Annotated in this window: 30 protein-coding genes and 1 other RNA gene; 17 read left to right on the forward strand and 14 right to left on the reverse strand. The window is 45.2% G+C overall.

Annotated elements, in window-relative coordinates:
• Positions 1-55: 55 nt before the first annotated feature.
• From apcA to QH73_RS20625, 4 genes are all read left to right on the forward strand, one after another.
• Complete coding sequence (apcA, locus tag QH73_RS20610; protein ID WP_015156256.1) at positions 56-541, forward strand: allophycocyanin subunit alpha; 486 nt, start codon at positions 56-58, stop codon at positions 539-541.
• A gap of 55 nt (positions 542-596) precedes the next feature.
• Positions 597-1,082 carry an allophycocyanin subunit beta gene (gene apcB / locus QH73_RS20615; RefSeq protein WP_039713986.1) on the forward strand — a complete coding sequence of 162 codons (486 nt, stop codon included), beginning with the start codon at positions 597-599 and terminating at the stop codon, positions 1,080-1,082.
• Positions 1,083-1,495: 413 nt separating this feature from the next.
• On the forward strand, positions 1,496-1,699 hold the full coding sequence (locus tag QH73_RS20620; RefSeq protein WP_015156258.1) for a phycobilisome linker polypeptide: 204 nt from the start codon (positions 1,496-1,498) through the stop codon (positions 1,697-1,699).
• 151 nt (positions 1,700-1,850) lie between these two features.
• Positions 1,851-3,023: an FtsW/RodA/SpoVE family cell cycle protein gene (locus QH73_RS20625; RefSeq protein WP_039713985.1), complete on the forward strand. Its 1,173-nt coding sequence runs from the start codon at positions 1,851-1,853 to the stop codon at positions 3,021-3,023.
• Between the two features lie 5 nt (positions 3,024-3,028).
• Here the strand turns inward: QH73_RS20625 and QH73_RS20630 are convergent, their stop codons facing one another.
• Positions 3,029-3,343, reverse strand: a complete 315-nt coding sequence (locus QH73_RS20630; protein WP_039713984.1) for a DMT family transporter — start codon at positions 3,341-3,343, stop codon at positions 3,029-3,031.
• A gap of 386 nt (positions 3,344-3,729) precedes the next feature.
• Here QH73_RS20630 and QH73_RS20635 point away from each other — a divergent pair, with 386 nt between their 5' ends.
• Positions 3,730-4,464: a cytochrome c biogenesis protein CcdA gene (locus tag QH73_RS20635; protein ID WP_039713983.1), complete on the forward strand. Its 735-nt coding sequence runs from the start codon at positions 3,730-3,732 to the stop codon at positions 4,462-4,464.
• A gap of 74 nt (positions 4,465-4,538) precedes the next feature.
• A complete protein-coding gene (locus tag QH73_RS20640) occupies positions 4,539-5,909 on the forward strand; it encodes a cytochrome c biogenesis protein (protein WP_039713982.1) in 1,371 nt (456 codons plus the stop codon).
• A gap of 31 nt (positions 5,910-5,940) precedes the next feature.
• On the opposite strand, the gene QH73_RS20645 is transcribed toward QH73_RS20640, so the two are convergent.
• The 6 genes from QH73_RS20645 to QH73_RS20670 all read right to left on the reverse strand — a co-directional run bounded on the left by QH73_RS20645 (position 5,941) and on the right by QH73_RS20670 (position 8,547).
• The gene (locus tag QH73_RS20645; RefSeq protein WP_039713981.1) at positions 5,941-6,438 is read right to left on the reverse strand and encodes a pentapeptide repeat-containing protein; all 498 of its coding nucleotides are present in this window, start codon (positions 6,436-6,438) and stop codon (positions 5,941-5,943) included.
• A gap of 115 nt (positions 6,439-6,553) precedes the next feature.
• Entirely contained in the window at positions 6,554-6,949 is a 396-nt protein-coding gene (queF, locus tag QH73_RS20650; RefSeq protein WP_039713980.1) for a preQ(1) synthase, read from the reverse strand.
• Positions 6,950-7,033: 84 nt separating this feature from the next.
• Positions 7,034-7,444, reverse strand: a complete 411-nt coding sequence (locus QH73_RS20655; RefSeq protein ID WP_039713979.1) for a hypothetical protein — start codon at positions 7,442-7,444, stop codon at positions 7,034-7,036.
• Positions 7,445-7,659: 215 nt separating this feature from the next.
• Positions 7,660-8,046, reverse strand: a complete 387-nt coding sequence (locus QH73_RS20660) for a phasin family protein (RefSeq protein ID WP_039713978.1) — start codon at positions 8,044-8,046, stop codon at positions 7,660-7,662.
• Positions 8,047-8,070: 24 nt separating this feature from the next.
• Positions 8,071-8,167: signal recognition particle sRNA small type (gene ffs, locus QH73_RS20665), an RNA gene on the reverse strand.
• 113 nt (positions 8,168-8,280) lie between these two features.
• Positions 8,281-8,547, reverse strand: a complete 267-nt coding sequence (locus QH73_RS20670; protein ID WP_039713977.1) for a YciI family protein — start codon at positions 8,545-8,547, stop codon at positions 8,281-8,283.
• 108 nt (positions 8,548-8,655) lie between these two features.
• On the opposite strand from QH73_RS20670, the gene QH73_RS20675 reads away from it, so the two are divergent.
• The 3 genes from QH73_RS20675 (at position 8,656) to QH73_RS20685 (ending at position 11,210) form a co-directional block, all read left to right on the forward strand.
• Positions 8,656-9,213, forward strand: a complete 558-nt coding sequence (locus tag QH73_RS20675) for a 2'-5' RNA ligase family protein (RefSeq protein WP_039713976.1) — start codon at positions 8,656-8,658, stop codon at positions 9,211-9,213.
• A gap of 161 nt (positions 9,214-9,374) precedes the next feature.
• Positions 9,375-10,724: a four-carbon acid sugar kinase family protein gene (locus QH73_RS20680; RefSeq protein ID WP_039713975.1), complete on the forward strand. Its 1,350-nt coding sequence runs from the start codon at positions 9,375-9,377 to the stop codon at positions 10,722-10,724.
• Positions 10,725-10,760: 36 nt separating this feature from the next.
• Positions 10,761-11,210, forward strand: a complete 450-nt coding sequence (locus tag QH73_RS20685; protein WP_132867427.1) for a hypothetical protein — start codon at positions 10,761-10,763, stop codon at positions 11,208-11,210.
• Positions 11,211-11,329: 119 nt separating this feature from the next.
• Here the strand turns inward: QH73_RS20685 and psbA are convergent, their stop codons facing one another.
• Positions 11,330-12,412, reverse strand: coding sequence for a photosystem II q(b) protein (psbA, locus tag QH73_RS20690; protein WP_039713973.1), 1,083 nt, complete (start codon positions 12,410-12,412; stop codon positions 11,330-11,332).
• 378 nt (positions 12,413-12,790) lie between these two features.
• Here psbA and cofG point away from each other — a divergent pair, with 378 nt between their 5' ends.
• Both cofG and hflX read left to right on the forward strand, forming a co-directional pair.
• Positions 12,791-13,753: a 7,8-didemethyl-8-hydroxy-5-deazariboflavin synthase subunit CofG gene (gene cofG / locus QH73_RS20695; RefSeq protein WP_039713972.1), complete on the forward strand. Its 963-nt coding sequence runs from the start codon at positions 12,791-12,793 to the stop codon at positions 13,751-13,753.
• Positions 13,754-13,846: 93 nt separating this feature from the next.
• Positions 13,847-15,604, forward strand: coding sequence for a GTPase HflX (gene hflX, locus QH73_RS20700; RefSeq protein ID WP_132867428.1), 1,758 nt, complete (start codon positions 13,847-13,849; stop codon positions 15,602-15,604).
• Positions 15,605-15,636: 32 nt separating this feature from the next.
• Here hflX and QH73_RS20705 read toward each other — a convergent pair whose 3' ends face one another.
• The 3 genes from QH73_RS20705 to QH73_RS28945 form a co-directional block, all read right to left on the reverse strand.
• Positions 15,637-16,314 (reverse strand): TIGR04283 family arsenosugar biosynthesis glycosyltransferase, encoded by a 678-nt coding sequence (locus QH73_RS20705; protein WP_039714630.1) that lies wholly within the window; start codon positions 16,312-16,314, stop codon positions 15,637-15,639.
• 89 nt (positions 16,315-16,403) lie between these two features.
• Positions 16,404-17,036: a TIGR04282 family arsenosugar biosynthesis glycosyltransferase gene (locus QH73_RS20710; RefSeq protein ID WP_039713970.1), complete on the reverse strand. Its 633-nt coding sequence runs from the start codon at positions 17,034-17,036 to the stop codon at positions 16,404-16,406.
• 62 nt (positions 17,037-17,098) lie between these two features.
• Positions 17,099-17,224 carry a hypothetical protein gene (locus QH73_RS28945; RefSeq protein ID WP_286194148.1) on the reverse strand — a complete coding sequence of 42 codons (126 nt, stop codon included), beginning with the start codon at positions 17,222-17,224 and terminating at the stop codon, positions 17,099-17,101.
• Between the two features lie 177 nt (positions 17,225-17,401).
• Between QH73_RS28945 and pgl the strand changes: the two genes are divergently transcribed.
• From pgl to QH73_RS20740, 6 genes are all read left to right on the forward strand, one after another.
• Positions 17,402-18,133 (forward strand): 6-phosphogluconolactonase, encoded by a 732-nt coding sequence (gene pgl, locus QH73_RS20715; protein WP_039713969.1) that lies wholly within the window; start codon positions 17,402-17,404, stop codon positions 18,131-18,133.
• A gap of 37 nt (positions 18,134-18,170) precedes the next feature.
• The gene (locus tag QH73_RS20720) at positions 18,171-19,055 is read left to right on the forward strand and encodes a double zinc ribbon and FHA domain-containing protein (RefSeq protein ID WP_039713968.1); all 885 of its coding nucleotides are present in this window, start codon (positions 18,171-18,173) and stop codon (positions 19,053-19,055) included.
• A 31-nt stretch (positions 19,056-19,086) separates the two neighbouring features.
• Positions 19,087-19,392, forward strand: coding sequence for an FHA domain-containing protein (locus QH73_RS20725; protein WP_039713967.1), 306 nt, complete (start codon positions 19,087-19,089; stop codon positions 19,390-19,392).
• Between the two features lie 81 nt (positions 19,393-19,473).
• Complete coding sequence (locus QH73_RS20730) at positions 19,474-19,707, forward strand: DNA-directed RNA polymerase subunit omega (protein WP_015156280.1); 234 nt, start codon at positions 19,474-19,476, stop codon at positions 19,705-19,707.
• A 450-nt stretch (positions 19,708-20,157) separates the two neighbouring features.
• Complete coding sequence (locus QH73_RS20735; RefSeq protein WP_039713966.1) at positions 20,158-21,033, forward strand: SDR family oxidoreductase; 876 nt, start codon at positions 20,158-20,160, stop codon at positions 21,031-21,033.
• Positions 21,034-21,152: 119 nt separating this feature from the next.
• On the forward strand, positions 21,153-21,878 hold the full coding sequence (locus QH73_RS20740) for a molybdenum cofactor guanylyltransferase (RefSeq protein ID WP_052289926.1): 726 nt from the start codon (positions 21,153-21,155) through the stop codon (positions 21,876-21,878).
• Here QH73_RS20740 and QH73_RS20745 read toward each other — a convergent pair.
• From QH73_RS20745 to QH73_RS20755, 3 genes are all read right to left on the reverse strand, one after another.
• On the reverse strand, positions 21,838-25,122 hold the full coding sequence (locus QH73_RS20745) for an EAL domain-containing protein (RefSeq protein WP_039713965.1): 3,285 nt from the start codon (positions 25,120-25,122) through the stop codon (positions 21,838-21,840). The genes QH73_RS20740 and QH73_RS20745 overlap by 41 nt on opposite strands.
• Positions 25,119-25,298: a hypothetical protein gene (locus tag QH73_RS20750; protein ID WP_132867430.1), complete on the reverse strand. Its 180-nt coding sequence runs from the start codon at positions 25,296-25,298 to the stop codon at positions 25,119-25,121. The genes QH73_RS20745 and QH73_RS20750 overlap by 4 nt, the downstream gene beginning before the upstream one ends.
• Positions 25,299-25,935: 637 nt before the next feature.
• Complete coding sequence (locus QH73_RS20755) at positions 25,936-26,853, reverse strand: fused MFS/spermidine synthase (RefSeq protein ID WP_039713964.1); 918 nt, start codon at positions 26,851-26,853, stop codon at positions 25,936-25,938.
• Positions 26,854-26,861 lie beyond the last annotated feature (8 nt).

The raw sequence follows: 26,861 nt of genomic DNA on the forward strand, positions 1-26,861 counted from the left end.
CGATTACACCAGTTATATATAAACCTGGTTTCATTTTTTTGGAGGAATCAGTTAAATGAGTATCGTCACGAAGTCTATCGTGAATGCCGACGCAGAAGCTCGCTACCTCAGCCCTGGCGAACTCGATCGGATCAAGAGCTTTGTTACCAGTGGCGAACGCCGTCTGCGTATCGCTCAAGCTTTGACCGACAACCGCGAGCGGATCGTTAAGCAAGCTGGCGACCAGTTGTTCCAAAAGCGTCCTGACGTTGTTTCTCCTGGTGGAAATGCTTACGGTCAAGAAATGACCGCTACCTGCTTGCGCGACCTAGACTATTACCTCCGACTAATCACCTACGGAGTTGTAGCTGGCGACGTTACCCCCATTGAAGAAATCGGGATTGTTGGCGTGCGCGAAATGTACAAGTCTCTCGGTACACCCATCGAAGCAGTAGCAGAAGGCGTTCGCGCTATGAAGAACGTAGCTACCTCGATGATGTCTGGTGAAGACGCTGGCGAAGCTGGTTCTTACTTCGATTACCTCGTCGGAGCTATGCAGTAGAGCGTTTGCTCTCTACTTGTCGATCTTTTTACGTGTGACATAAGGAAGCAAAGAAATGCAAGACGCAATTACCTCTGTAATCAATACTTCAGACGTTCAAGGTAAGTACTTGGACACCGCTGCTATGGAAAAGCTAAAAGGCTACTTCCAAAGTGGCGAACTGCGAGTTCGTGCTGCTACCACCATCGCTGCTAACGCTGCTGCGATCGTTAAAGAAGCTGTAGCTAAGTCCCTGTTGTACTCTGATATCACCCGTCCCGGTGGTAACATGTACACCACTCGCCGCTATGCTGCTTGCATTCGCGACCTCGACTACTACCTCCGCTATTCCACCTATGCAATGTTGGCTGGCGATCCTTCCATCCTCGACGAGCGCGTACTCAACGGTTTGAAAGAAACCTACAACTCCCTCGGCGTACCCGTAGGTGCTACCGTACAAGCTATCCAAGCGATGAAAGAAGTCACCGCTAGCTTGGTTGGTCCCGACGCTGGTAAGGAAATGGGCGTATACTTCGACTACATCTGCTCTGGCTTGAGCTAAGAGTTGGATCTTTAAAATAGTAGCTGCGATCGCAGGCTACTAAGGCAATCGTCTAAATCAAGTCTGGGAGTCGGTCGTGAGTGCTAGAACGTTCTATCGCCTGTCTGACTCAGTGGTGAGAGTATAAGCGATCGCGCTTTAGTATTGACGATTTACTCCCAGCCTTCGATTAATTCAGTTGTCAGTTATCAGTTGTCAGTAATTGCTGTTAATTGAAGAAAATTACACGTCAAGTCATTAAAAGTTTTTGAGAAAATCTACCTGGCGCTCTCGAATAGCAGTGAAACTTATGGGAGAATTAAGGGTAGTAAATAAATAGAGTGCTAATTCGGTAAGAACGTTGCAGCACTGACAAGCACTCGAATAAGTTGACATCAAAAATTTTCTACATTCTTTACAGGAGATTTTGAACGATGCGGATGTTTAAGGTAACAGCTTGCGTCCCCAGCCAAACTCGGATTCGGACGCAGCGCGAACTACAAAATACCTATTTCACCAAACTGGTTCCTTACGACAACTGGTTCCGCGAGCAGCAACGGATCATGAAAATGGGTGGCAAAATTGTGAAGGTACAATTAGCTACTGGAAAGCCTGGAATGAATACAGGTTTGCTGTAATTGCAGCTTTCTTCATAGGTTTCAATTAGTAGGGGCGTACCGTTGTGCGCCCCTACTAGTTTTATATATATGTATCGGATCGCCAGCGCGATCGCCCCTTTTGCAAAAACATCCGCTATACTCCTACTGTCCTCACACAACCATAGCTGTCGTGAAGCTGCTACGCCGGATCGTCACCTTTTTCTTCCCTCCTGTTTCCCAATGGGCAATCCTGCCAAGATTACTGCATTGGATGACCTTTCTCTGGTTATTCGTTGGATTAGCGGTTCTCTTTTCTGCTTCCTATGTCGAAGGCGAAACTATGGGAGATGGCTTTTACTATGTCAAGCGTCAACTGGCATGGATAATAATTGGATTAATTGGATTTAACTACATCATCCATTTCCCACTGAAAAAAATCTTAAATGTTTCCCATTGGTTCTTTCTCATCCTACTAGGATTGCTTTTTCTCATCTTTGTCCCTGGAATGGGAATAAAAGTGAATGGGGCTATGCGCTGGTTAAATCTGAGGATTATCGCAATTCAACCATCAGAATTAATCAAGCCATTTTTAGTCCTCCAAAGTGCGAAGATTTTTGGTAGGTGGCATCAAATTAGCCCAGGAAATCGTATTCTCTGGGTATTAATTTTTATTTTAATGCTAGGGGGGATTTTACTCCAGCCAAATCTGAGTATGACAGCTCTGTGTGGTATGAGTATATGGTTGGTAGCGCTAGCAGCAGCCGTACCCTATCTTTACTTAGTACCTGCGGCATTATTAGGAGTTGGAACTGCGGCGCTGAGTGCAATGCTGCGACCCTACCAAATGAAGCGATTGATGTTGTACCGTAATCCTTGGCAAGATGCATCAGGACATGGATATCAATTAGTACAAAGTTTAATTGCTATTGGTTCCGGTGGAATTTGGGGTAAGGGATTTGGCTTATCACAACAAAAGTTATTTTATTTGCCAATTCAATACACCGATTTCATTTTTGCTATTTTTGCTGAAGAGTTCGGCTTTGTTGGTTGCTTTTTACTATTATTAATGTTGATGGTTTATGCAACTCTGGCTTTACTTGTAGCATTGAATGCCCGCAATCCAGTTTTTAGATTAGTTGCGATCGGGGCAATGATATTGATGGTAGGGCAATCTTTACTTAATATTGGTGTAGCGACAGGAGCGCTACCAACTACAGGTTTACCCTTTCCACTCATGAGTTATGGTGGAAATTCAATGATGACAAGTTTAATTATTGCTGGATTACTAATTCGTGTCGCCCGAGAAAGTAGCGAAGCAGAAATTGTACCTTTTCAAGAGCGAAAACAAGAGCGGTTTGTTTAAAACCTCTATTCTTCACCTTGTAAAAAACCCATGCCAGCAACAATAAAACTGACACCAATGACATTGATGTAAGACAAACTTTCTTGAAATAAAACAACCCCAAATAAAACTGCTAGGATTGATTCTAATCCTAGTACGACAATATATGTTACTCCTAGCGTAGCCTTACGCATGGCAACAGTCTGTATACTAGCTCCAGCAATAAAAAAGATGTAGACCAATAAGCTAGGTAAAGGCTGAGATAACCCTTCAGATAGCTTCATAAATACACCACCAATGGTGAAGAGAATTGCTGAAATCAAAACCATTAATAAATACATATCTAGCTCGTATTTGAAATTGTAATTGAGGTTTTATTGACTCATAACGTTGCTTGACTAAAGTATTTTTAGTCGAGCGATATCAATTGCGTTAAACAATCTAAAGTCATGATTCATAAATTTTTTATTAAGAAACTGTGTATCGTCAAGGCTAACCAATAGATTATTCCTCCGTACATCTGCTGTACATCCGCAACTTTACGGAATATTCACTAGGGAAGTCTTCAGATGTAATTACAATTTGTAAAATAAAATGAGTCAGAGTCAATTATTCAGCTGTGGTATGCCAGCGTTTTTTCCAGTCGGGCGATCGCCTCTAGCGCCAGGAAAAGGTATGAATTAAGCTAAAATGCAAGCATAGTCAGCATTCCATCACGTAGCTGTCCATGCTGGAAACCATTCAAACTCAGCTCTACAAACTCGAACAATTTGCCGATCTCTTAGTCGCCGAGCAGTTATCTCATTTGGGCTGGGTCAGCATAGGTATTATCTTTACAGCAGGGTTGCTGACTAGTCTCACACCCTGTATGCTTTCCATGCTGCCCATCACCATCGGTTACATTGGTGGTTATGAAACTAAAAGTCGCTGGCAAGCCGCAGCTCAATCAACATGGTTTGCATTGGGATTAGCCACAACTTTAGCAGCCTTGGGAATAGTTGCGGCACTTGTAGGCAAGGTTTACGGTCAAGTAGGGATTGGTCTGCCAATTATTGTTAGCATCATCGCAATTTTGATGGGGCTGAATTTATTAGAAGCCTTACCCCTACAACTACCATCGTTTGGGGGGATGGATTGGATTTCTAAAGATTTTCCCCCAGCGGTACGCTCCTATTTCATCGGTCTGACCTTTGGTTTAGTCGCCTCTCCTTGTAGCACCCCAGTGCTAGCAACACTCCTTGCCTGGGTCACAACTACACAAAATACCATTCTGGGAGGAGCGTTGTTACTGGCATACACCGCAGGCTACGTAACACCACTGATCTTAGCTGGTACGTTCACCGCTAGCATTAAAAAGTTGTTAGAGTTGCGGCAGTGGTCGGGATGGATTACCCCTGTGAGTGGGGCGTTACTGGTAGGATTTGGAGTGTTTTCGCTCTTATCTCGAATTCAACTGAGTTAATAGTTAATAGTCAATAGTTAATTGCAATTAACTATTGACTATTAACCATTGACCATTAACAAGTAATACATAACATGACTTTAGATAATTCTGCGACTAATTCAACACCGCGATCGCATTTAGGCAAATTTCTGCGTGCAGAACTCTTACCCATCCTCACAGATTTACGGTTGGCGATCGTCTTATTATTAGCGATCGCCTTATTTAGTGCTAGCGGTACGGTCATAGAACAAGGACAATCAATCGAGTTTTACAAAGCTAACTATCCTACAGACCCAGCTTTATTCGGTTTCCTGAGTTGGAAAGTTATCTTAACTATAGGCTTAGACCACGTATATCGTACGTGGTGGTTTTTATCGTTACTGATTTTATTTGCTACCAGTCTCACAGCCTGTAGCTTTACACGCCAGTTACCCGCTCTTAAAGCTGCTCGTAATTGGAAATTGTACGACCAACCCCGCCAGTTTCAGAAATTGGCTTTGAGTGCAGAACTCGACAACGCTTCTCTTTCCTCTCTCACGCAACTGTTGCAACAAAAGCGCTACCGTGTCTTTCAGGGCGAACAAGATAACTTATATGCCCGTAAAGGTATTGCCGGACGGATCGGTCCGATTATCGTTCACATTGGTATTGTCATCATTTTAGCTGGGGCAATTTGGGGAGCCATGACGGGTTTTGTCGCTCAAGAAATGGTTCCTAGCGGTGAAAGCTTTCAAATACATAACATCATTGATGCTGGTCCACTAGCAGCACCCCAAATTCCCAAAGATCTATCTTTAAAAGTCAACCGCTTTTGGATCGATTACACTCCTACTGGTAGTATCGACCAATTTTATTCTGATATATCTGCACTCGATCGCCAGGGACAAGAAGTCAAACGCAAGACTATATTTGTCAACGAACCTTTTCGCTACCGAGGCGTAACTTTTTATCAAACTGATTGGGGAATTGCCGCAATTCGGATTCGGTTTAATAACAGTCCAACCTTGCAGTTACCAATGGCAGCTTTAAATACCAACGGTAACGGTCGTTTGTGGGGAACTTGGATTCCCACGAAAACAGACTTGAGTGAGGGCGTTTCTCTGCTAGCAAAAGATTTACAGGGAACGCTATTGATTTATGATGCCAAAGGTCAGTTAGTTGATACTCTGCGGGCGGGAATGGCTACCACTGTCAACGGTGTGACGCTGAGAATTGTCGAGGTGGTTGGCAGTACGGGCTTGCAAATTAAAGCTGACCCTGGAATCCCCATTGTCTATGCAGGTTTTGGCTTGCTGATGCTGGGAGTTGTGATGAGTTATGTTTCCCACTCACAAATCTGGGCTTTAGAAAAAGACGGTCGCTTTTACGTTGGTGGCAGAACCAATCGGGCGCAGGTGGCTTTTGAACGAGAAATGCTAGAAATTCTAGACCAAATCACCCAAAAACAAGAGATTAAATTGTAGAGAAATTCTATGGAACTTCTCTACCAACTCATTAGGAACACCCTAAAGACTCGCGGGTGTCAACTCCAGTGATGGGATTAACTCCACTGGCATATTTACACAACTCTACGACTTGTTCTCGATCCAGCACGGCTTCGCTAAAATCTGCACCCGTCACTTTTGCTCCCTTAAAATTCGATCGCAACATCATGGCTGATGTGAGAATTGCATCGCTGAGATCTACCGCTGATAAATCGCTGAGATAGGCAATACCATAGCTGAAGTCAACGCCGTGCAAGTTAGCTTTACGCAAAACCGCACTATTAAAAACCGCCCCTCGCAAGTCAGCGCTACTAAAATTAGCCTCTGCAAGCTTGGTATTATTAAACTCTGCTCTTACTAAATTTTGACCGGAATAATCTTTAGTCTGAACTTGCACGTCATCGTAGGCTCGGATGGCTGCGGAACTAGCAGCTTGAGCAGGTAAAGGCAAGGTGACAAAGACAAGTAAGGCGATCGCTATTCCTAGAAAATACCGAAATCCACGCATGGTAAGCTGAATGAGTCAGTTACAGAACTGCATCAAAAGTAACATTATTTAACTTTATTTTCTCAATTCTGCGGAAAGATTTTTAGTAAGAGGCGACTAGAAAACTTTGCTACACTCAAAACGCTTCTGGAGTTTGGTGGTGGTGTACCTCAACAACTGTATGTACGTTGCCACGGGGAGCAAAGTCACCTTTAATATGCGCTTCTAAAGGATCGCAAGCTGCTACAAAGTCGTCGAGAATCTGATTGACGCTCTCTTCGTGAGAAATGTAGCGATCGCGATAGCTATTAATATAAAGTTTAATCGCTTTTAGTTCTACTACCCGTTGGTCGGGAACGTAGGTAATGTGAATCGTGGCAAAATCAGGATAGCCAGAAAAAGGACACTTACAGGTAAATTCCGGTAGAGTAATGTGAATCTCATACCGTCGTCCGATCCGTGGGTTGGGAAATGTAATTAACTTTCCCTCGGCAATCTGGCGTTCGCCGTACTTAATTTCCTCTACTGACATTTCTTCTGCTGAGTGTGATGTGAGATCGGGGGAAGGGTTCAAGATTGACTCAAATTTTGGGTTCTTTGTAATATGATATTACACTTAAAACTCAAACTCTTCTGCTTCCCAATCCGGGCAATTGCTATCGTCCCAACCGTAGGGATGCATGGCACAGACCATGAGATTGCCACCATAAACTTGTCCGTGGTAATGCTGGCAACCCATACAAGCGGGATGTTGTTGTGGAGTAGGTTCGACTGAATAAGGAAAAGAGATTTCCGCATCGTCCATTAAGTCATCCAGATGCCAATATGAATCGAGATCCACATCGTCATTCAAATCGGCTAGATATTGCTCGACCTCGGTAACGATCGTATTGTGTAGATGCTCGGAAAATTCTCCAGATAGCTCAAACAGAGTTTCCACAGTTGTCGTCACTCCTAGAAACAACCGTTCTACTTCATCCACTGCCGTTTCAATTAATTCCAAGAAATCTTTTTGCCACTTTTCCATAGTCTTATGGGGGCGATCCACTCTAGTTGCAGTCTCAATCTTGATGTTTGAATAAAATTAGACAGCACTTACTATCCAATCTATTTTGCAATCTATTTACTTATAGATCTAAAAATTCTATTTTGAACGGTTATTCAAGGCGATCGCAGTCGAATCGAAACAAATATTAATCAATCAATGACTGACAAACTCACGGGTAATATATTCTAATTTGACTACTCCCGTTGCAGCCGCCTGAGTTCGTCTTGCAGTTTTTGTACTTGCTCCCGTAACCGATCTACATTATCATCGCCAGCAGTTTGAGTCGTTGAGGTTGTGGGTTTTTCTTCATCATCGGACAGAATTTCAATCCGACGCGGTTCGCTAGAAGCTTTACTACCATCTACTTCAGTTGGTGGCTGTTGAGCTTGCCTCATCAGATCATCCACATACCGCTTTGCTTCATCAGCAGTCATCTCACCCTTCGCTACTAGCTCGTCTGCCAGTTTTTGAGCTTGCGATCGCAGTTCTGCTAGCTTACCTGTCGCCTTCTCGCTGGCATAAGAAGCTAATCCAACGCCGAGATAAAACGCTTTTTGCACGATATCCCCTAAACCAGGCATGGCTGCAATTGCTCCCATAAACTAGGCGACTCGGAGACCACGCCTATCACAAGCATCCCGTATTGCTGCTACCTTCCGGTTCTGACAAAGTTTGGGCGTTGAGATCGCGTAGATCCGAGTCTTTTTCATCATAGCAGTTTTTTTCAGTTATCAGTTAATAGGGAGTAGAGAGTAGAGAGTAGGGAGTAGGGAGTAGGGAGCAGGGAGCAGGGAGCAAGAACCAATGACCCTTCATCATTCAACGACAATTCGCCATTCGTAGAGTTTGTATTTGACGCAACCAGATTTTACGAGTGGGTCTTGTGCCACAATTGCTTCAGCCTCAGTCATGGAGTTTGCCTGAAACAGCATCATTCCGCCACCCAAACATCCCCAATAACCAGTTTTGGCTTGGTGTCCTCGGTCGATTAAATCGCGAACGTAAGCTTTATGGGCAGGTACGTGTTGGTCAAAAATAGTTTTGTCAACTATGCCTTCTTCAATCTTGACAAACCAAGGCATTCACGCTCATCCTTTAAACTTAAATATGAATATGTAACATTTAGTATTTTCAACTGCGATCGCCAAAATTTTAACTTCACATAACTTTAAAGTGCATTTCAAACAACCTTGAATACCGAAACCAGTTTATTCTTTGTTGCCCTACTACCTCCACCAGATATTCAAGACTATGCCACCCAGATTAAACAATATTTTGCCACGCAGTATCACAGCCGCGCCGCGCTGAAATCTCCTCCCCACATCACGTTACAACCGCCGTTTGGGTGGTTAAATACTGGCTTACCTACTTTAGAAGAGTGCTTGCGGAAGTTTGCCAGCGATCGCGTCTCAATTCCAATTACGCTCAATGGTTTTGCAGCGTTCCCTCCGCGCGTAATATATATAGACGTGGTGCGATCGGCTGAATTACTAGCTTTACAAACCGATTTGATGGCACAATTAGCAGCAAAATTGGGAATCGTCGATCGCGTATCCAAAACTCGTCCCTTTGCACCCCACATGACAGTAGGGTTTAAAGACTTAACCAGACAAAACTTTCGCTTAGCATGGCAAGAATTTCAGACGCGACAACTCTACTTTGAGTTTACGGCTAGCTGTTTAACGCTACTGCGACACGACGGCAAAAAGTGGCAGATTCAATTGGAATTCGGTTTTGGTGGTAATTAGCGATTGGTCATTTGTCATTTGTCATTTGAGAGTGGCTGGTGGCTAGTGACTAGTAACTAGACTCTTTTCTAGCCACCAGCCACTAGTCACTTTTGACTACTCCCTGCTCCCTACTCCCTCAAAAAATGAGACAATAACAAGGGCAGCGCTCAACGTCAAACATGGCAACTAAACCGAAAATTATTGTCCTCGATGACGATCCAACAGGCTCTCAAACCGTCCACAGTTGCTTGTTGCTAACGCGGTGGGATATCGATACTTTGCGGCTAGGGTTGCAAGATGACGCACCAATTTTCTTCGTGCTGACAAATACGCGATCGCTACCTCCCGATAAAGCTGCAACTGTGACTAAGGAAGTCTGCCATAATTTAAAACTAGCTTTGGCAGCGGAAAAAATTGCAGATTTCCTCATCGTCAGTCGTTCTGATTCTACACTGCGGGGACATTACCCGATTGAAACTGATGCGATCGCTGAAGAACTAGGACCTTTTGACGCGCATTTTCTAGTTCCAGCTTTCTTTGAAGGCGGACGAGTCACCCGCGATAGCGTGCATTACTTAATTGTGGATGGCGTTCCCACTCCAGTTCATGAAACCGAATTTGCTCGTGATTCTGTCTTCGGTTATACATACAGTTATTTACCCGATTATGTAGAAGAAAAGACTAAAGGACGCATTCCCGCGCTCTCAGTAAAAAGGTTTTTACTCTCAGAGATTCGCAGCGGTACAGATATTACGAATAGCTTCTCGACACTGGATAGATTGATGCAATTAGAAGGGAATCAATGTGTCGTGGTGGATGCAGAGACTCAAGACGATCTCAATCGCTTTGCTACCAACGTTCTCAACGCCGCTAGTCAGGGAAAGCGTTTTTTGTTTCGCAGTGCAGCTAGCTTGTTGACGGCTTTAGCAGCTTTACCAACCCAACCGGTTCCTGCTGAAGCGATGTCTCGATATGTACGGGGTGGAAAGCCAGGTGCAGTTATTGTAGGTTCCCACGTTAAAAAGACAACTCAACAGTTAGAAAGGTTGCTGCAAGAACCGGATGTTGTCGGGATTGAAATTGATGTAGCTCATTTGTTAGAAGACTCTACAACCCAAAAACATCAATTACGCGATCGCACTTTAGAAAAGATTAACTCCGTTCATAACTCTGGAAAAACTCCAGTTGTTTATACTAGCCGTAAAGAATTAGTCTTTCCAGATATGCAAACTCGCTTGCAGTTTGGTGCGGATGTCTCAGCACTGTTGATGGATATAGTCAAGGGTTTACCGTCAGATATTGGCTTTTTAATTAGTAAAGGTGGAATCACTTCCAACGATGTTTTAAGTGACGGACTCGCCCTGACTTCTGCCCGCTTGTTAGGACAAATTTTAGCTGGTTGCTCGATGGTACGCACACCAGTCGATCATCCGCAATTTCCTAATCTACCTGTGGTTTTATTTCCTGGGAATGTTGGCGATACCGATGCTTTAGCCACAATTTATCGCCGCCTAGTGACGGTTACTTAAAAGATCGGAGCATTAGCATCGCAAGACTTACCGACAGTGAAGCGAATCCTTTTTTCTCTAGCAGCATTGACTTTTATCTCAGCTGCAATAGCTCTATTGAACGGCTCGATTCTACCAAGAAAGCCTAGCGAGGTATCGCGATGTCCGAGCGAAGCTTTGATAGGATCGGATACCAAGAGCGATCGCATACATCCCGAAAAAGTTGTCGTCAGACCCTGGAAAGGTCGGCATCAAGTCTATGCTATTTTTGTACTCCCTGATGACTATGAGATAGACAATGCTGTTGTCGTCAGTATTGAGGGAGAGATGACTTACTGTGCTAGTAAACCCGCCAGAGTTAAAGGAGATGAATTTCAAGGAGTCTATGCCAAACCTGGAGAAGATATATTTGTCGCACGCTTCAGAACTCGAACCGCTAGCTGGCTGATTGCCCAAGGTAAAGTAGAATCACTAAAACAACCGCACAACTGGAGCTTGAGGAGATAGAAATCGCCTGTTCTTCTGCTCCCTGCTATACAAATAAAAAGCACCCCTCAACTCTGAAAGGCGCTCTTTATGTTTATGGAGAGATACGAGCGATCGCATCTCGGCTATGAGCTATTGAATTAACCGTTGATCGCAGGAGCGGTTAAAGCAACTGGAGTAGCTTCACCACTAGCCAAGTCGAGGGGGAAGTTGTGAGCGTTACGCTCGTGCATGACTTCCATACCCAGGTTAGCGCGGTTGAGTACGTCAGCCCAGGTGTTGACGACACGACCTTGGGAATCAAGAACAGATTGGTTGAAATTGAAGCCGTTGAGGTTGAACGCCATCGTGCTGATTCCTAATGCGGTGAACCAGATACCGACAACGGGCCAAGCACCCAAGAAGAAGTGCAAGGAACGACTGTTATTGAAGGAAGCGTATTGGAAGATCAGACGACCAAAGTAGCCGTGCGCTGCAACGATGTTGTAGGTTTCTTCCTCTTGACCGAACTTATAGCCGTAGTTCTGAGACTCGTTTTCGGTAGTTTCGCGTACCAGAGAAGAGGTAACGAGAGAACCGTGCATAGCCGAGAACAGAGAACCGCCGAATACAGCCGCTACACCTAACTGGTGGAAGGGATGCATCAGGATATTGTGTTCGGCTTGGAACACGAACATAAAGTTGAAGGTTCCAGAGATCCCTAAAGGCATACCATCAGAGAAGGAGCCTTGTCCGATTGGGTAAATCAGGAACACGGAGGTAGCAGCAGCCAAAGGAGCGCTATAAGCTACGCAGATCCAAGGACGCATACCCAAGCGGTAGGATAATTCCCACTGACGACCCATGTAAGCAAAAATGCCGATGAGGAAGTGGAAGACTACCAACTGGTAAGGACCACCGTTGTAGAGCCACTCATCTAAAGAAGCAGCTTCCCAAATCGGGTAGAAGTGCAAACCGATCGCGTTAGAAGAAGGAACAACAGCACCGGAGATGATGTTGTTGCCATAGATCAATGAACCTGCAACGGGTTCGCGGATACCATCGATGTCTACCGGAGGAGCAGCCACGAAAGCGATGATGAAACAGATGGTAGCGGATAGCAACGTAGGAATCATCAATACACCGAACCAACCTACGTAAAGGCGGTTTTCAGTGCTAGTGACCCAGTTGCAAAACCGATCCCACACGCTGGAGCCGCGCTCGCGCTGTAATGTGGTTGTCATGGTTCTATAATTGCTGGTTTGAACTGTTAATGAACTGATAATTAAATTTTAGGCAGTATGTTTACCACCTGTATTGAAGATTAACGTTAGGAATTGATTTTTGTAAAGGGTTTTTTAGTTTAATTTTTGTTTTTTTGGCAACGAAAGAGCGAGAACAGCAAATTACAGTAATAGCTACAGTTTTTGTTAAATTATATTTAATCGACTGAAGAATTTTTAACTCTTCTTTACATCAAGTTCTACAGATTGATTGTATCTAAATGTAAAAATGAATATCAATAATTTAATTAAGAAATATTAATCACAAGTTGGTAGTTAGTTATGAGTTGTTGGCTGACTGATAACTGCTCCCTACTCCCTACTCCCTGCTCCCTGCTTATGACTGGTACTGTCACCTATAGCCCCGCTTATACCTTAGTTCCAACTTACGAATGCTTTAATCGCTGTAGTTACTGCAACTTTCGTACCGATCCCGGTCAAAGTCCTTGGATGACATTAGAATCAGCAGCAAAGATTCTGAGGGAACTGCAAAAGCAAGGCGTATGCGAGATCTTGATTTTAAGCGGTGAAGTGCATCCGCGATCGCCCCGCAGGAATGCTTGGTTTGAAAGGATTTACCAGTTATGCAAACTTGCTTTGGAACTGGGTTTTTTGCCACACACCAATGCTGGACCTCTAAATTTTGCGGAAATGGAACGCTGCAAAACCGTGAATGTTTCAATGGGATTGATGTTGGAACAATTGACACCAGAATTATTACAAACAGTACATCGACACGCACCTAGTAAAATTCCACAATTGAGATTGCAGCAATTAGAATGGGCGGGAAAATTACAGATTCCGTTTACGACTGGGTTATTACTGGGAATTGGCGAAACTCAAACAGATTGGTGGGAGACATTAGAGGCGATCGCCACACTACACCAACGCTGGGGACACATTCAAGAAGTCATTTTGCAGCCGCATAGTCCTGGGAGTCAGCAAAGCTTTGATGCACCAGCTTTCAACCCGCATCAAATGCCAGAAGTTATTAGCAAAGCTAGGGACATTTTACCTTTAGATATTACAATTCAAATTCCACCTAATTTAGTTTTAGATCCAAAGTGGTTAATAGCCTGTATAGAAGCAGGAGCAAGAGATTTAGGTGGAATAAGTCCCAAAGATGAAGTTAACCCCGACTATCCCCATCTTTCCGCACAAAAGTTAACAGAAATTCTGAAACCCGCTGGATGGCAACTCGTCCCCCGATTACCTATATATGGTCAATATGACCATTGGCTGATACCGCAGTTGCAAACGGCTGTGAAACAGTGGCGAGATGTGGGTAGGAATGAGGAGTGAGTAAGTCGTAATTTCCCCCCTGCTCCCTACTCCCTGCTCCCTACTCCCTTTTTTGTAGAATAGAAATGATGCATTCAGAGGATAAAAAAGCCTATCGAGACTATCTACGGAAACTTACAGGGTCTAAAGTCTAGCCAATTAAAGCAACTCGCTAAACTTTACCATCAACGCTTACCAGGCGATCGCCTCACTACGCCTGAATTTGCCCAACGGTTAGCGGCAATTAGTAGCGACATTAACCAGCCAGTCTGTGTTTATCTTAACCGTCGCGGACAAGCGATCCGAGTCGGAGTAGGGACACCCAGACAAACTCAAATCCCACCTTTAGAATTACCTCGCTACGGTGCGGAAAGACTCAGTGGTATTCGCTGCATTGCCACACAGCTTAAACCAGAGCCACCAAACGAAGCCGCGCTGACATCAATGGCGTTGCAAAGGCTAGATGCACTCGTAACGCTCAATATTACCAGTGGTGGCTTTGAAAAGCGGGGTGGCGGAGTCACCGGATACGTGAAAGAAGCTTACTTGTCACATTTAGTACCCAGCACCAGTATAGAATCTCCGCTCCCGACTCCCGACGCTGTACGGGCGCACAGCAGTGCGCCCCTACCGACTCCCCAAACCGCATGGAGTGTATCCCCACCCCTCAGCCTAGATAACCTTACCAAACAAGACTTCCTCGACTTGGTAGAAGGATTAGAGGCGGAGTTCGGACGGGAATTTATCGGTCAACAAGTCGATACAGACCGCGATCGCGTTTTACTAGTCGGAGTTGTGACAGATAACGCAGCGGCGCGAGAATTTCAAGACCGTTTGGCAGAATTGGGACGTTTGGTAGAAACAGCTGGCGGTGAGGTGTTGCAGGTAGTACAACAAAAACGCCCTCACATTCATCCTCAAACAGTCGTGGGTGCGGGAAAAGTGCAAGAAATTGCTCTCACAGCTCAAACTTTGGGAGCCAACTTGATTGTCTTCGATCGCGATCTTTCTCCCGCCCAAGTGCGTAACTTGGAAATTCAAATTGGGATTAGAGTCGTCGATCGCACGGAAGTGATCTTAGATATTTTTGCCCAACGCGCCCAGTCACGAGCGGGTAAATTACAAGTTGAGCTAGCCCAGCTAGAATACATGCTGCCCCGTCTGACGGGTAGAGGTCAAGCCATGTCTCGATTGGGTGGTGGAATTGGAACTCGCGGTCCTGGGGAAACAAAATTAGAAACTGAACGACGGGCAATTAGTCGTCGCATATCACGACTGCAACAAGAAGTCAACCAGCTCCAAGCACATCGCTCGCGACTGCGTCAACAGCGCCAACACCAAGAAGTCCCCTCAATCGCCTTAGTTGGCTATACCAATGCTGGTAAATCGACATTGTTAAATGCTTTAACAAATGCTGAAGTCTATACTGCCGACCAGCTATTTGCTACCCTCGACCCGACGACACGCCGTCTAGCGATCGCAGATACAGAGACAGGTACACCGCAAGAGATTGTCTTGACAGATACAGTAGGGTTCATTCACGAACTACCTGCATCGCTAATGGATGCTTTTCGGGCAACATTAGAAGAAGTGACGGAAGCCGATGCTTTACTGCATGTTGTAGATTTATCCCATCCAGCTTGGCAAAGTCAAATCCGTGCCGTGATGGGCATCTTATCAGAAATGCCCGTTACCCCGGGTCCAATTCTGTTGGCACTCAACAAAATCGATCGAGCTGATAGCGACACTCTCGCACTGGCGCAATCTGAGTTTCCCCAAGCTGTATTTATTTCTGCCGAGAAGCGCCTGGGATTGGAAACCTTAAGACAACGGCTGCTTCAGTTAGCTAAATATGCGGTGACAACTGTGTGAGTGGTTGACGGTTGACAGTTGACAGTTAACCGTTAACTACTACTTTTTCCTCGATACCAAGCAGCAATTTTAGCGGGTGCAACGCCTAACAAATAAGAAATAATTGCGATCTGGTTTTTGAGTGTAGTTTGACAAACACCTTGTTTGAGCCAACGGCGGGGGGAGGTAAGCACGGGTGTAGGCAGAATAACGATGCGTCCTTTTCGTTGTAAGCGTCGCATCAGTTCAAAATCTTCCATCATGGGTAGTTCGGGAAATTTCCCCAACTGATGAAATACAGACGATCTGATAAAAATAGCTTGGTCGCCGTAAGGCATTTTCAGAAGTCGCGATCGCCAATTGACTCCCCATTCAATTAACCGCAAGCTACTTAAAGGCGAATCAATTTGTAAGCGAAAAGCTCCCGCGATCGCGTGAGGTTGTGCTATTGCAGCGCGTACCATTGCGTCAAACCCAAATGGTAAAAGGGTATCGGCGTGAAGAAACAGTAAAATTTCCCCCGTTGCTGCGGTTGCACCTAGATTCATTTGCTTGGCGCGTCCTTGGGGAACGGACAACACTTTTGCCCCCCAAGCAGACGCGATCGCCACAGTATCATCTTGGCTGCCACCGTCCACAACAATAACTTCTACATTTGTCCCTGTTTGCGTGCTAGCTAAAGTTTTCTCGATCGCTCGTGCTTCATTCACCGCCGGAATAATAATCGAAATCTTCTCTTCCTCGAATGGGACATCGGGAGTCGGGAGTCGGGAGTCGGGAGTCGGGGAATTTTGAATTTTGAATTGCTTCCCTATTCCTTTCACGACGATCTCTGCTCCCAAACATACAGATCCTCTGGGCGATCGACATCTGGTAGTTGGGGTAAGTAAGCAACAGATAAATTCAACCGTTTGGCGATCGCAACTGTTTGGGATAAGACTTCAGGAGATCCCCAATTCACCCCGACAAATAACTCTGGAATAAAACGGCGCAGACCGAGTAAATAGTAACCGCCATCAACAGCTGGACCAAGAACGAGATCGCAAACCCGATGCAACTGGTCAAAAGCTGCTGCGATCGACCCTGCATTTAATCCAGGGCAGTCAGTGCCGACGATCGCAGCATAGTTAGCACCATCATCAAATGTATTGGCAAGCGATCGCGCCATGCGAGTCCCGAGATCTCCCTCTCCTTGGACTGTATAAATCAAGTCATTTCCCAACCACTGCATCATCAAATTAGAGTTTCCACCAGCAAAACAAACTTCTACCCTGACAGAACGCTGTGCTTGCAGTCGCTTCACCTGCGCTAGGGTATGCTCGGTCATCTGGCGATGCAATAAAGCTGCTTTTTCTGCACCTAAAGCTGGGATCAGTCTTGTTTTTGTCTTCCCCGGCTCTGGATAGCGGGTGAAAATAATTAAACTTTCTCGGATAATTCTAGTAGCGTTCACAAAACAAAACTTTACAGTTATCAGTTATCAGTTATCAGTTATCAGTTATCAGTTATCAGTTATCAGTTATCAGTTATCAGCGATCGCCGATCGGCGAACAGGGTGTGGGGTGTGAGGAAATTTTGAATTTTGAATGCGTGAATTTTGAATGCGTGAATTTTGAGTTGCTCCCTCAGCTCCCTCAGCAACCTTGCGCTTCCTCAGCTCTCTTCTCTCCCTTGTCCCCCTGCTCCCTGCTCCCTGCTCCCCCTCAGCTCTCTTCCTCCAGCCCCTAGCCCCTAGCCCCTAGCCCCTTGTAAAATGTAACAGCTTCGGTACATTTTAACTGAGAGTATAAATTGCACTGCTATAACACTGCTATAACAATGCACAAAAAAGTTGAAGTCCTACCAGATCTAGCGGCGCTAGTCCAGCGATCGCTCGAACTCACCCTCGCCCAAATGCACAACGCCATTCAAGCACGGGGACTGTGTACCATCGCCTTATCAGGTGGTAGCACGCCTAAACCTCTTTATGAAGCGATCGCTGCCCAAGCATTACCTTGGGAGAAAGTTCACGTTTTTTGGGGTGACGAACGATACGTTCCTCCCGATAGCCCAGATAGCAATCAGCGGATGGCACGACAAGCTTGGTTAGATAAAGTTGAGATTCCTGCCGAGAATATCCACCCCATGCCCACCGATGCAGCCGATCCTGCTGACGCTGCCCTTCAATACGAAACCCATCTTAAAGAGTTTTTTCAACTAAAATCGGGTGAATTTCCCGCTTTGGATGTAAATTTATTGGGGATAGGAGATGACGGACATACAGCGTCCTTGTTTCCTCATACTGCGGCTTTACAAGTATGCGATCGCATAGTTACCGTTGGGAACAAAGATGGACAACCTCGGATCACATTTACTATCCCTACTATCAATCAAGCTCGTTGCACCATGTTTTTAGTATCAGGTGCGAACAAGCAAGCGGCATTAGCACAGGTATTTGCATCCGTAGCGGACGATTATACCTATCCTGCACGGTTCGTTCAACCCCAAGGAGAACTTTGGTGGTTGTTAGATCGAGCAGCCGGACAAGGCTTGCAATTACCCGAAGAGTAGCGCTTAAAATCAAAAACTGTTCACAGGGATTGACTTCATGATCGTTTGCCCTAATTGCAATCACCTCAACCCAGAAGGGGCGCAAGCCTGCGAAGCTTGCTACACACCTCTACCAGCTACTACTAGTTGTCCTAACTGTGGCGCACCCGTACAAACTGATGCAAGGTTCTGCGGACAATGTGGCTACGATCTCAGTGCTGACTTAGCAACTGTCGCCGAAGGAACGCCGCTAGATCTTGGTGACCTACCACCGACTCAACCAAACTTGGCTGTTCCAGAACCGATCGTAGAGGAACCGATGGTAGAGGAACCCAGAGTAGAGCCAGCTATAGAGCTAGAATCACCTGCACCTGTAGTGGAAATCATTCACCGCGACCTATCACCGACTCCAGAGCCAGAACCGATAATACCACCAGCGCCAACTCCAGAGCCAGAACCAATCGCAGAATCTCGTAAGAGTAGCAGTGTTAACCCTCCTCCCCCGCCAGCACCATTCACACCGCCAACACCAACACCACCACCGCCAGCAGTATCCCAACCCACTCCCATACCACCAATGCCCGTGGTTTCGAGTTCCAAAACCCAATTGCAGCAGCAGATTGCCAAGCTGTTTCACGTCCAGACCAATACTCTCATCGAGCTACCACCAACTCTTTCTGTGGTGCATATTGGCAAGCCTAACGATCGCATTCCTCCGGATGTTGACGTGGCTGGGTTTCCTAATTCCGAAATCGTCTCGCGCATTCATGCCGACATTCGCATTGAAGGAGATGCTTACTACATAGAAGATGTGGGCAGTTCCAACGGAACTTACATCAACAATATGCCCCTTTTACCAGGTAATCGTCACCGCTTGCGGATGGGCGATCGCATTGCTTTAGGTAAGGGAGACTTAGTAACTTTTCTGTTCCAACTTTCATAGCTACTTGTAGCTTATTCTTGCCCTGGCTAAAGTGATTACAATTACTCTGCTACATCCTCAAAATGGTACTCCCGTCCAAAATTGGACGTTTGAAACTGAATCTGTTGTCCGCGTCGGACGGGCAACAGACAATCAGGTAATTCTATATAGTGCTGTTGTTTCTCGCTATCATGCCGAATTACATGTGACAAAGGGACAATGGCAGTTAGTGAATTTAGGTGCAAATGGCACTTATATAGATGGTCAACCAATTACAGAATCGATTTCAGTCATAAATGGTACGGTGATTCGACTGGCTAAATCCGGTCCCCAATTACAGATTAAGTTATTGCCATAGCAAGACTTTACCAAAGAAGATGCGAGCGGTTGCTTTGGTTAAGTGACTTACAATGGAAGTTATCTTCAACGACCAATTGCCATGCTGAAGCGTTCTAAGTTCGAGACAACCCAATCTCAAATTATGCACCGTGCGGAAGAGCTGATCGACGCAGCATCGAACCGCTATCGAATTACCGTCCAAGTCGCCAACCGTGCTAAACGTCGCCGTTATGAAGATTTTGATAATGTAGACGATCCGATGATGAAACCAGTCATCCGCGCCATCATTGAGATGTCTGACGAGTTGACTCAACCAGAAATTATCGGTGAATAGCCAATAGAGTAAGTCATGAGTGGTTAGTGGCTGGTGGCTGGTGGCTAAATTCTTAGTTTTGGTCTAGTCACCAGTCACTGTTCGCTGATAACTGACAACTGACAACTGATAACGGGTGAGTTGCGATCGCCCGTTTTTTGCTATTTATTACGGTCGCTGAGTCAAATGCTTGAGTCAATCCAATTAAACTCATTAGCTCTGCGATCGCACATTTAAACAATAAATCTCACCTGAGTTATGCGCTCTTTTAAAATAAACCCGCTCATACGAAACTTTTGACTTGCTGACATCAGCTATAAAATAAATTGCTTAAATTGCTCGAACGGAAAACTTTTACCCGAAAGAATAAATTTCCCCCTAATTCCTGTTGTAGTGATTAACATGAATGAGGTACTAGAGAATTTGTGACTTGCCTCAAGCGTACATTTTATCCTCTAGGGAGTTAGCAACATGTTTTTGGTTACCGGAGCAACAGGAGGAATTGGCAGGAGGGTGGTGCGATCGCTCCGAGAACGGGGAATGCCCGTGCGTGCTTTTGTGCGTCTGCTATCTCGCTATAGTGAGTTAGAACATCGAGGCGCAGAAATCTTTATCGGCGATCTGCAAGTCGATCGAGATATTCAAAAAGCTTGTCAGGGAGTACAGTACATTGTTAGCGCTCACGGTTCCGATGGCAATGCCTTCGCCCTAGACTACCATGCCAATATTGAGTTGATCGACCGAGCTAAAGAACAGAAAGTACAGCACTTTGTTTTTATCTCTGTCTTAGGAGCAGATCGCGGTTATGAAGATGCACCAGTATTCAAAGCAAAGCGTGCTGTAGAAAAGTATTTGCAAGCAAGCGGAATTAATTATACAATTTTACGTCCAGCCGGACTTGCTTCTAACCTCCTACCATTGGCAGAAAGATTCCGACAAACAGGAATTTATTTACTAGTTGGTGATGGCAAAAACCGCACTTCTATTGTTAGTACTGACGATTTAGCACAAATAATTGTTAACTCATTCATGCTTCCAGAAGCGCGTAACCGCACTTTCTCGGTTGGAGGAGCGGAAATATTACAACGGCAAGATGTACCGCACATTCTCGGTAAGATTTTCAATATCGAACCAATTATTATTAATCCTCCCTTACTTGCGGTAGACGGATTCAGAACTGTAACGGGTTTGTTTAATCCTTCCTTGCAAAAAGCTTTAGGCACTTTCCGCACTTTACTAGACAACGAATTTTTCTGCACTCGCGAAGAAATTGCTCAGTTAGAGGAAATCTATCATCTCAAAATAGAAAACCTAGAGAGTTTTTTACGGCGCTATTTGGCAATATGAGTCAGTTATCAGTTATCAGTTATCAGTTGTCAGTGAATAGGGAGCAGGGAGCAGGGAGCAGGGAGCAGGGGAAAGAGAGAGTCGCCCAGCTGAGGGAGCTGAGGGAGCTGAGGGAGAGAATTGACTCACCACACCCCACACCCTACACCCCACACCCGACTTCCCTTTCTGGCATCGTTCTAGCGGGGGGTAAAAGTTCGCGGATGGGACGGGATAAAGCTCTACTTCCAGTTGATGGCGTACCGTTGTTACAAAAAGTGTGTGAAGTGGCAATTGCATTATGCGATCGCGTCTATGTCGTAACTCCCTGGCAAGAGCGCTATCAGCATTTACTTCCTGTTGGGTGTGAGTTTATTAGGGAGCAGGGAGCGGGGAGCAGGGAGCAGGGGGACAGGGGGACAAAGGGACAAGGGGGACAAGGGGGACAAGGGGGACAAGGAAGCAATTCTAGTCACCAGTCACTAGCCGCCAGCAACTCACCAACTACCAATAGCCCTCTAACAGGCTTTGCCCAAGGATTAATTCATGTAGAAACAGAGTGGGTGCTGTTACTGGCGTGCGATCTACCTTGCTTGCGGTTGGAAGTGTTGCAAGATTGGGCGCGAGAATTGGTAGAAATGCCGAAGGAGACGATCGCTCTGCTTCCGCGCCATCCCAAAGGTTGGGAGCCTTTGTGCGGTTTCTATCGTCGCAGTTGCCTCACTGCCCTGGAAGAGTATATCGAGCAGGGTGGGCGCTCTTTTCAGCAGTGGTTGGCACAATATCCGGTTCAGCCCTTATCCGATTTTGAGCCTTCAATATTATTTAACTGCAATACCCCAACTGACTATGCAGTCGTGTCATAGGGGGATTGAGCGTCAGCGCTTTCGGTTGAGAAATGCCATAACCTTGAGCGTAATCAACTCCTAATTGGCGCAGCTTGTCTAAAATAAACTCGTCTTCCACAAATTCAGCGATCGTCTGAATCCCCATGACGCTAGCAATTTTAGCGATCGCTGCTACCATTTCAGCAGCGATCGGGTCAGAGACGATTTCCCGTACAAATACCCCATCGATCTTTAAATAATCTACAGGTAAGTTTTTCAGATAGGCAAAGCTAGACATGCCGCTACCAAAGTCGTCTAGGGCAAAACTACAGCCTAGCGCTTTGAGTTGGCGCATTACGGCTGCGGCTTTTGCTAAATTCGTAATGGCTACAGTCTCCGTCACTTCAAAACAAATTAACTGGGGACAAATCTCCGTGAGAGCAAATTGCTCTTGAACAAAAGAAATAAACTGTTCGTCATTTAGCGTTGCACCAGATAGATTCACTGCATAAACATGAGGCAGACGAGCAGTTGAGGACAGCATTAAGTGACGAAACAAAGTTTGAATCACCCAGCGATCGATCCGGTGCATCAGATGGTAGCGTTCGGCAGCAGGAATAAATGCCATCGGCGAGACTAATTTTCCCGTCTCATCCTCCAGCCGCAGCAACACTTCACAGTGATGTGGCAATCCAACGCTGGTCGGAGCGATCGCGGCGATCGGCTGATAGAATAAGCGAAAACGGTTGTCTTCCAATGCTTGAGGTAGGCGCGTCACCCACTGCATTTCTCCTTGTTGAATGGCAAGTTCGGTATCGTCGAGTTGGTAGACGTGGACGCGGTTCCGCCCTTTGTTTTTGGCAACATAGCAAGCAGCATCGGCAGCACTTAAGACGCTAGCAACACTAGGAGTGGTAATATTGATTTCTACTAGACCGATGCTGACACCAACGGTAAAGGTTTTGTCTTGCCACACGAAGCGATAATCGTTGATTTGCTGCCGCAGCACGCTAGCAATTTGAGTTGCTTGTTCTAAGGGACACGAGTAGAGTAAGATGCCAAATTCATCCCCGCCTAAGCGGGCTAGAGTATCAGTTTTACGTAATTGAGTCGGTAGCAAACTGCTAATATGGCGCAGCAGCATATCTCCAGCTGCATGTCCGCAAGTATCGTTGATAATTTTGAATTGATCGAGATCGAGGTAGCAGAGAACGTGCTGGATGCTGCCATTTTGGGCGCTGTGGACGGCAGTAGCCAAGCGTTTCTCAAATTCTCGTCGGTTGTAGAGTTCGGTTAAGGGGTCGTGGCTGGCTTGCCATGCTAGTTGTCTCGCCATCGTGTTGGCTTGAGTGATGTCGCGAAACACTAAAATGCTACCGATCAGTTGGCGATCGCTAGCATAAATTGGTGCAGCTGAGTGATCGATCGCAAATTCCGTCCCATCCCGTCCGATTAACAAGGTGTTGTAAGAGGATTTGACAATTCGACTTTCATCTAAAACTCGCTCTATGGGATTGTCTAATGTCTCCCGCGTAATTTCATTGACAATCTTGAAGACACAATCGAGGGGTAGTCCTCTAGCTTGTTCGCCATCCCAACGGGTGAGTTTTTCTGCTACGGGATTGAGCGATTGAACGTAACCCTCTGCATCTGTGGTAATGACGGCATCGCCAATTGAGTGTAATGTCACTTGTGCTAGTTCTTTTTCACGCGAGAGAGCGAGTTCGATCCGCTTGCGCTCGTTAATTTCTCGCGTCAGTTCTAAGTTGGCAGCTTCAGCGATTTTTGCCCTGACAAGGGCTTCTTCTGCCTGTTTGCGGGCGGTGATGTCGTGTTGTACGCCCCAAACTCGCACTAGATAGCCATTTTCGACAATACCGATGAGATTGTTGAGAAAGTAGCGGAGATTACCGTGGCGATCGAATTCGCACAATTCAGCATCTACCAAGCGATAGCCAGAACTGATGAAGGCGCGAAAAAACTCTATGTTAGCGGGAATGGACTTGGGTAAAAATTCACCGATCCTCGCTCCTAGCATCTCACCTACACTGGCGTAACCGAACATACGTGCCAAGACTTCGTTGCATTCAGCGAGATAGCCGTGCTGGTAAAAGTCATTGACTTGGATCTCTAAAGCAGCTTGAATTGCTACTGGTCGCTCTAATTCACAACGCCAAATACCTTCGGAGCTTTGGGCGAGAAATACGCGATAGCGTTCTTCACTTTTAAGTAGTGCCGCTTGAGATTGGTTCAGCTGAGTTAGCATCCAATTAATCGTACTGGCTAGACAGGCTAATTCGTCGTTACCAGGTATTTCAACGCGGGAACGCAGGTCGCTACTAGCACCGATTCGGCTGACATCACTGCTTAAACGCGCTATGCGTGACAGGACGAGTTTTTCTAATAGTAGTAAAGTCGTGACGCTAAAGACCAAACCAACCAACAACAACAACCACACGAGATAACGAACGCTGAGTTGTCCGCGTTGGTAGATCTGCCTTGGTAAATTTACGCGCAAGATTGCGGCTGGATTCCCTTCCATATTTCGCAGCATCGCGTAGCCAGCAATCGTACTTTCATCGAGCGATCGCACGAAGACTTGCTCGTTTTTAATTAAAGTTTGCTCTGCTCTTTGAAAGTCTAAGGGTATGGGCGGATGGTCTAATCGCTCTAAGGCAATATCAAAATGAGTCTTTGCTGCTAGCTGTTTGACATCCAAATAGCGTCCCATAACGAGAATGCCGCGACTTGGACCTTTGCCTTCACTGGTTAAAATTTGCCGCACGGCAATCAACATCAGTCCTTCAGGTAGCTGTAACAACCCCATTTGCTGGGGATCGTCATTATTTGAGTTTGAGAAAAATTCTGGTTGCTGGAAGTATTTTTGCAGGCTTTTCGGTACTGGTAAAGCCTGTTTTGTATAAGGCGTGATGAAGCCATTATAGACTATCCGTCGATCGCGGCGACGGATATACATAATTAGATCGAGATTCGATCTTACGAGCGAAGCATAGTTAAATGCGTTTTGAAAATATTCAAGATTGCCAGTTTCAATATCGGTATAAGTACCATCCCACTCTGCCTCATCGCCATTCATGATGTTTAATTTGTTCAGCTCATCATTGTATGCTTGCACGATGCGGCGGACATTTTGGTCGGCATCCTGTTCTTCCACTTGGGTAAACCCATCTAATAAAATTGTTTTGGAAGTGCTATACAGCGCTACAAATAGACTGAATAGCGTCATGCCAGTAATAATTAATGTCTTTTTACGCAGCGTCATAAGATGGCATAAGCAGCAATGGTTGACTGGGAATTGGCAAGCAGTTTAACGATCTCACCTCGATTCTGCATGACTGGTTGGCACTGGTTTTGAATTTGCCGCTGATGAGATGACCGAGACTGTACAGCTAAATTGGTTGCTAATAACTGCAATAGCGATATTCTTCTAGTACTCATTTCTCTTCCTAGTAAATTGCAGCACAACCCTAGCCTCTAACACCAACTGAAAAAAATCATAAAAAAGTACATAGTTTTTAATTTTTGCTGTTGACTTGTAGATTTTAACTTCAGTAGCTACCGTATGCCTCCTCATTAAATTCGATTAGAAATAAGTCGTCAAGCTCGGTTCAATTAATGCTATTTCATCTATAGCCGATTGCACTACTAATAATTGCGATTTGTAAAGAAAATGTTTGATTATGCAGTCAAACTTGAGATTTTTTAAAATGAATCCTCGTTTGAATCGAAAATCAAAAAGCCTGAAGCAAAAAATAGTTGAGAATTGGTGCTGAGTAGCTGCTGTTGGAGTTTAATTGGAGTTTAAATAGTTATTATGCATCGGCGATCGCGTTAAATGCCATATAGAAAAGCTTAATTTTACCCTTCTTTGCATAAACAATTGCTTAAATTTTAGTTAGAAAAATAATTACTGCAAATCCCTGCACGGATTGCCGATCGAGTATAAAAAATATCTAAGTTAGTCTTGAAAAAACGGAGTAGCGATCGTTACAAGTACTCCTGCATTTATGCATATTTTCATCTATGATTCTGATGAAATTCTTACTAACATAAAGTGTTAGCTAACGATTTATTTCTACTCAAAAACTAGAGGTTTACCATCCTCAAGAATATGTCCTAGCTGTGCTAATTTAAGCCGTAAGTCTTTTGGTAAGCCAAACATACCTGTATGACTCACAACATCGTATGCTTTAAGTTTATCTGCTAAATTGCGATCGCCTATCCTCTGCTCGATCTCACCATGACTCAAATTAGCAGGGTCAATATTATTAGTTGCAATAATAAATCCCCACGTACAAGCAAAAGAAGGAATAAATATAGAATAACTGCGGACAACGGGAAAGACACTATGAATAGTCCGCCGAATTGTAGCGTGTTCCGTCCATTTCAAAGGTGAAAGAGAAAACCCTTGAACTACCATTACCCCCGATTCTGTGAGTCGCTGCTGACAAAGGGAATAAAACTGTTTGGTATAAAGCGCGATCGCGGGTCCCTCTTCCAACGCATCGGTAATATCGAGGATAATGACATCAAACTTAGCTTCTTGCTGTGCCAAATATGCGCGACCATCAGTATGTAACAATTCCAATCGCGGATCGCTAAAAGCACCTTGATGCCAAGAAGGGAGTTTTTGCTGGCAAAATTCCACTAATTCCCGATCTAAATCCACCATCACCAAAGATTTGACGTTGGGATGCTTCAAAACTTCTCGCGGTGTTGCACCTTCCCCGCCACCAATAATTAATACCCGTTGCGGATCGGGATGAGTTATCATTGCAGGCTGTACCAATGCCTCATGATACAGATACTCATCGACCTCAGATGATTGAATCGTATCATCCAACACCAGCACGTCACCGTAAGCTGCTGTTTTAGCAAATTCCATCGTTTGAAATTGAGTCGATTTAGCCTCCATACCTCCAACTCGCCGCAACAGGCGAATTTCATCTGAGGTTGTTTGATCGCTCAACCAGCTACTAAATTCTAGACTCATGTTTGATG

Source organism: Scytonema millei VB511283, from assembly GCF_000817735.3.
GTDB lineage: Bacteria > Cyanobacteriota > Cyanobacteriia > Cyanobacteriales > Chroococcidiopsidaceae > Chroococcidiopsis > Chroococcidiopsis millei_B.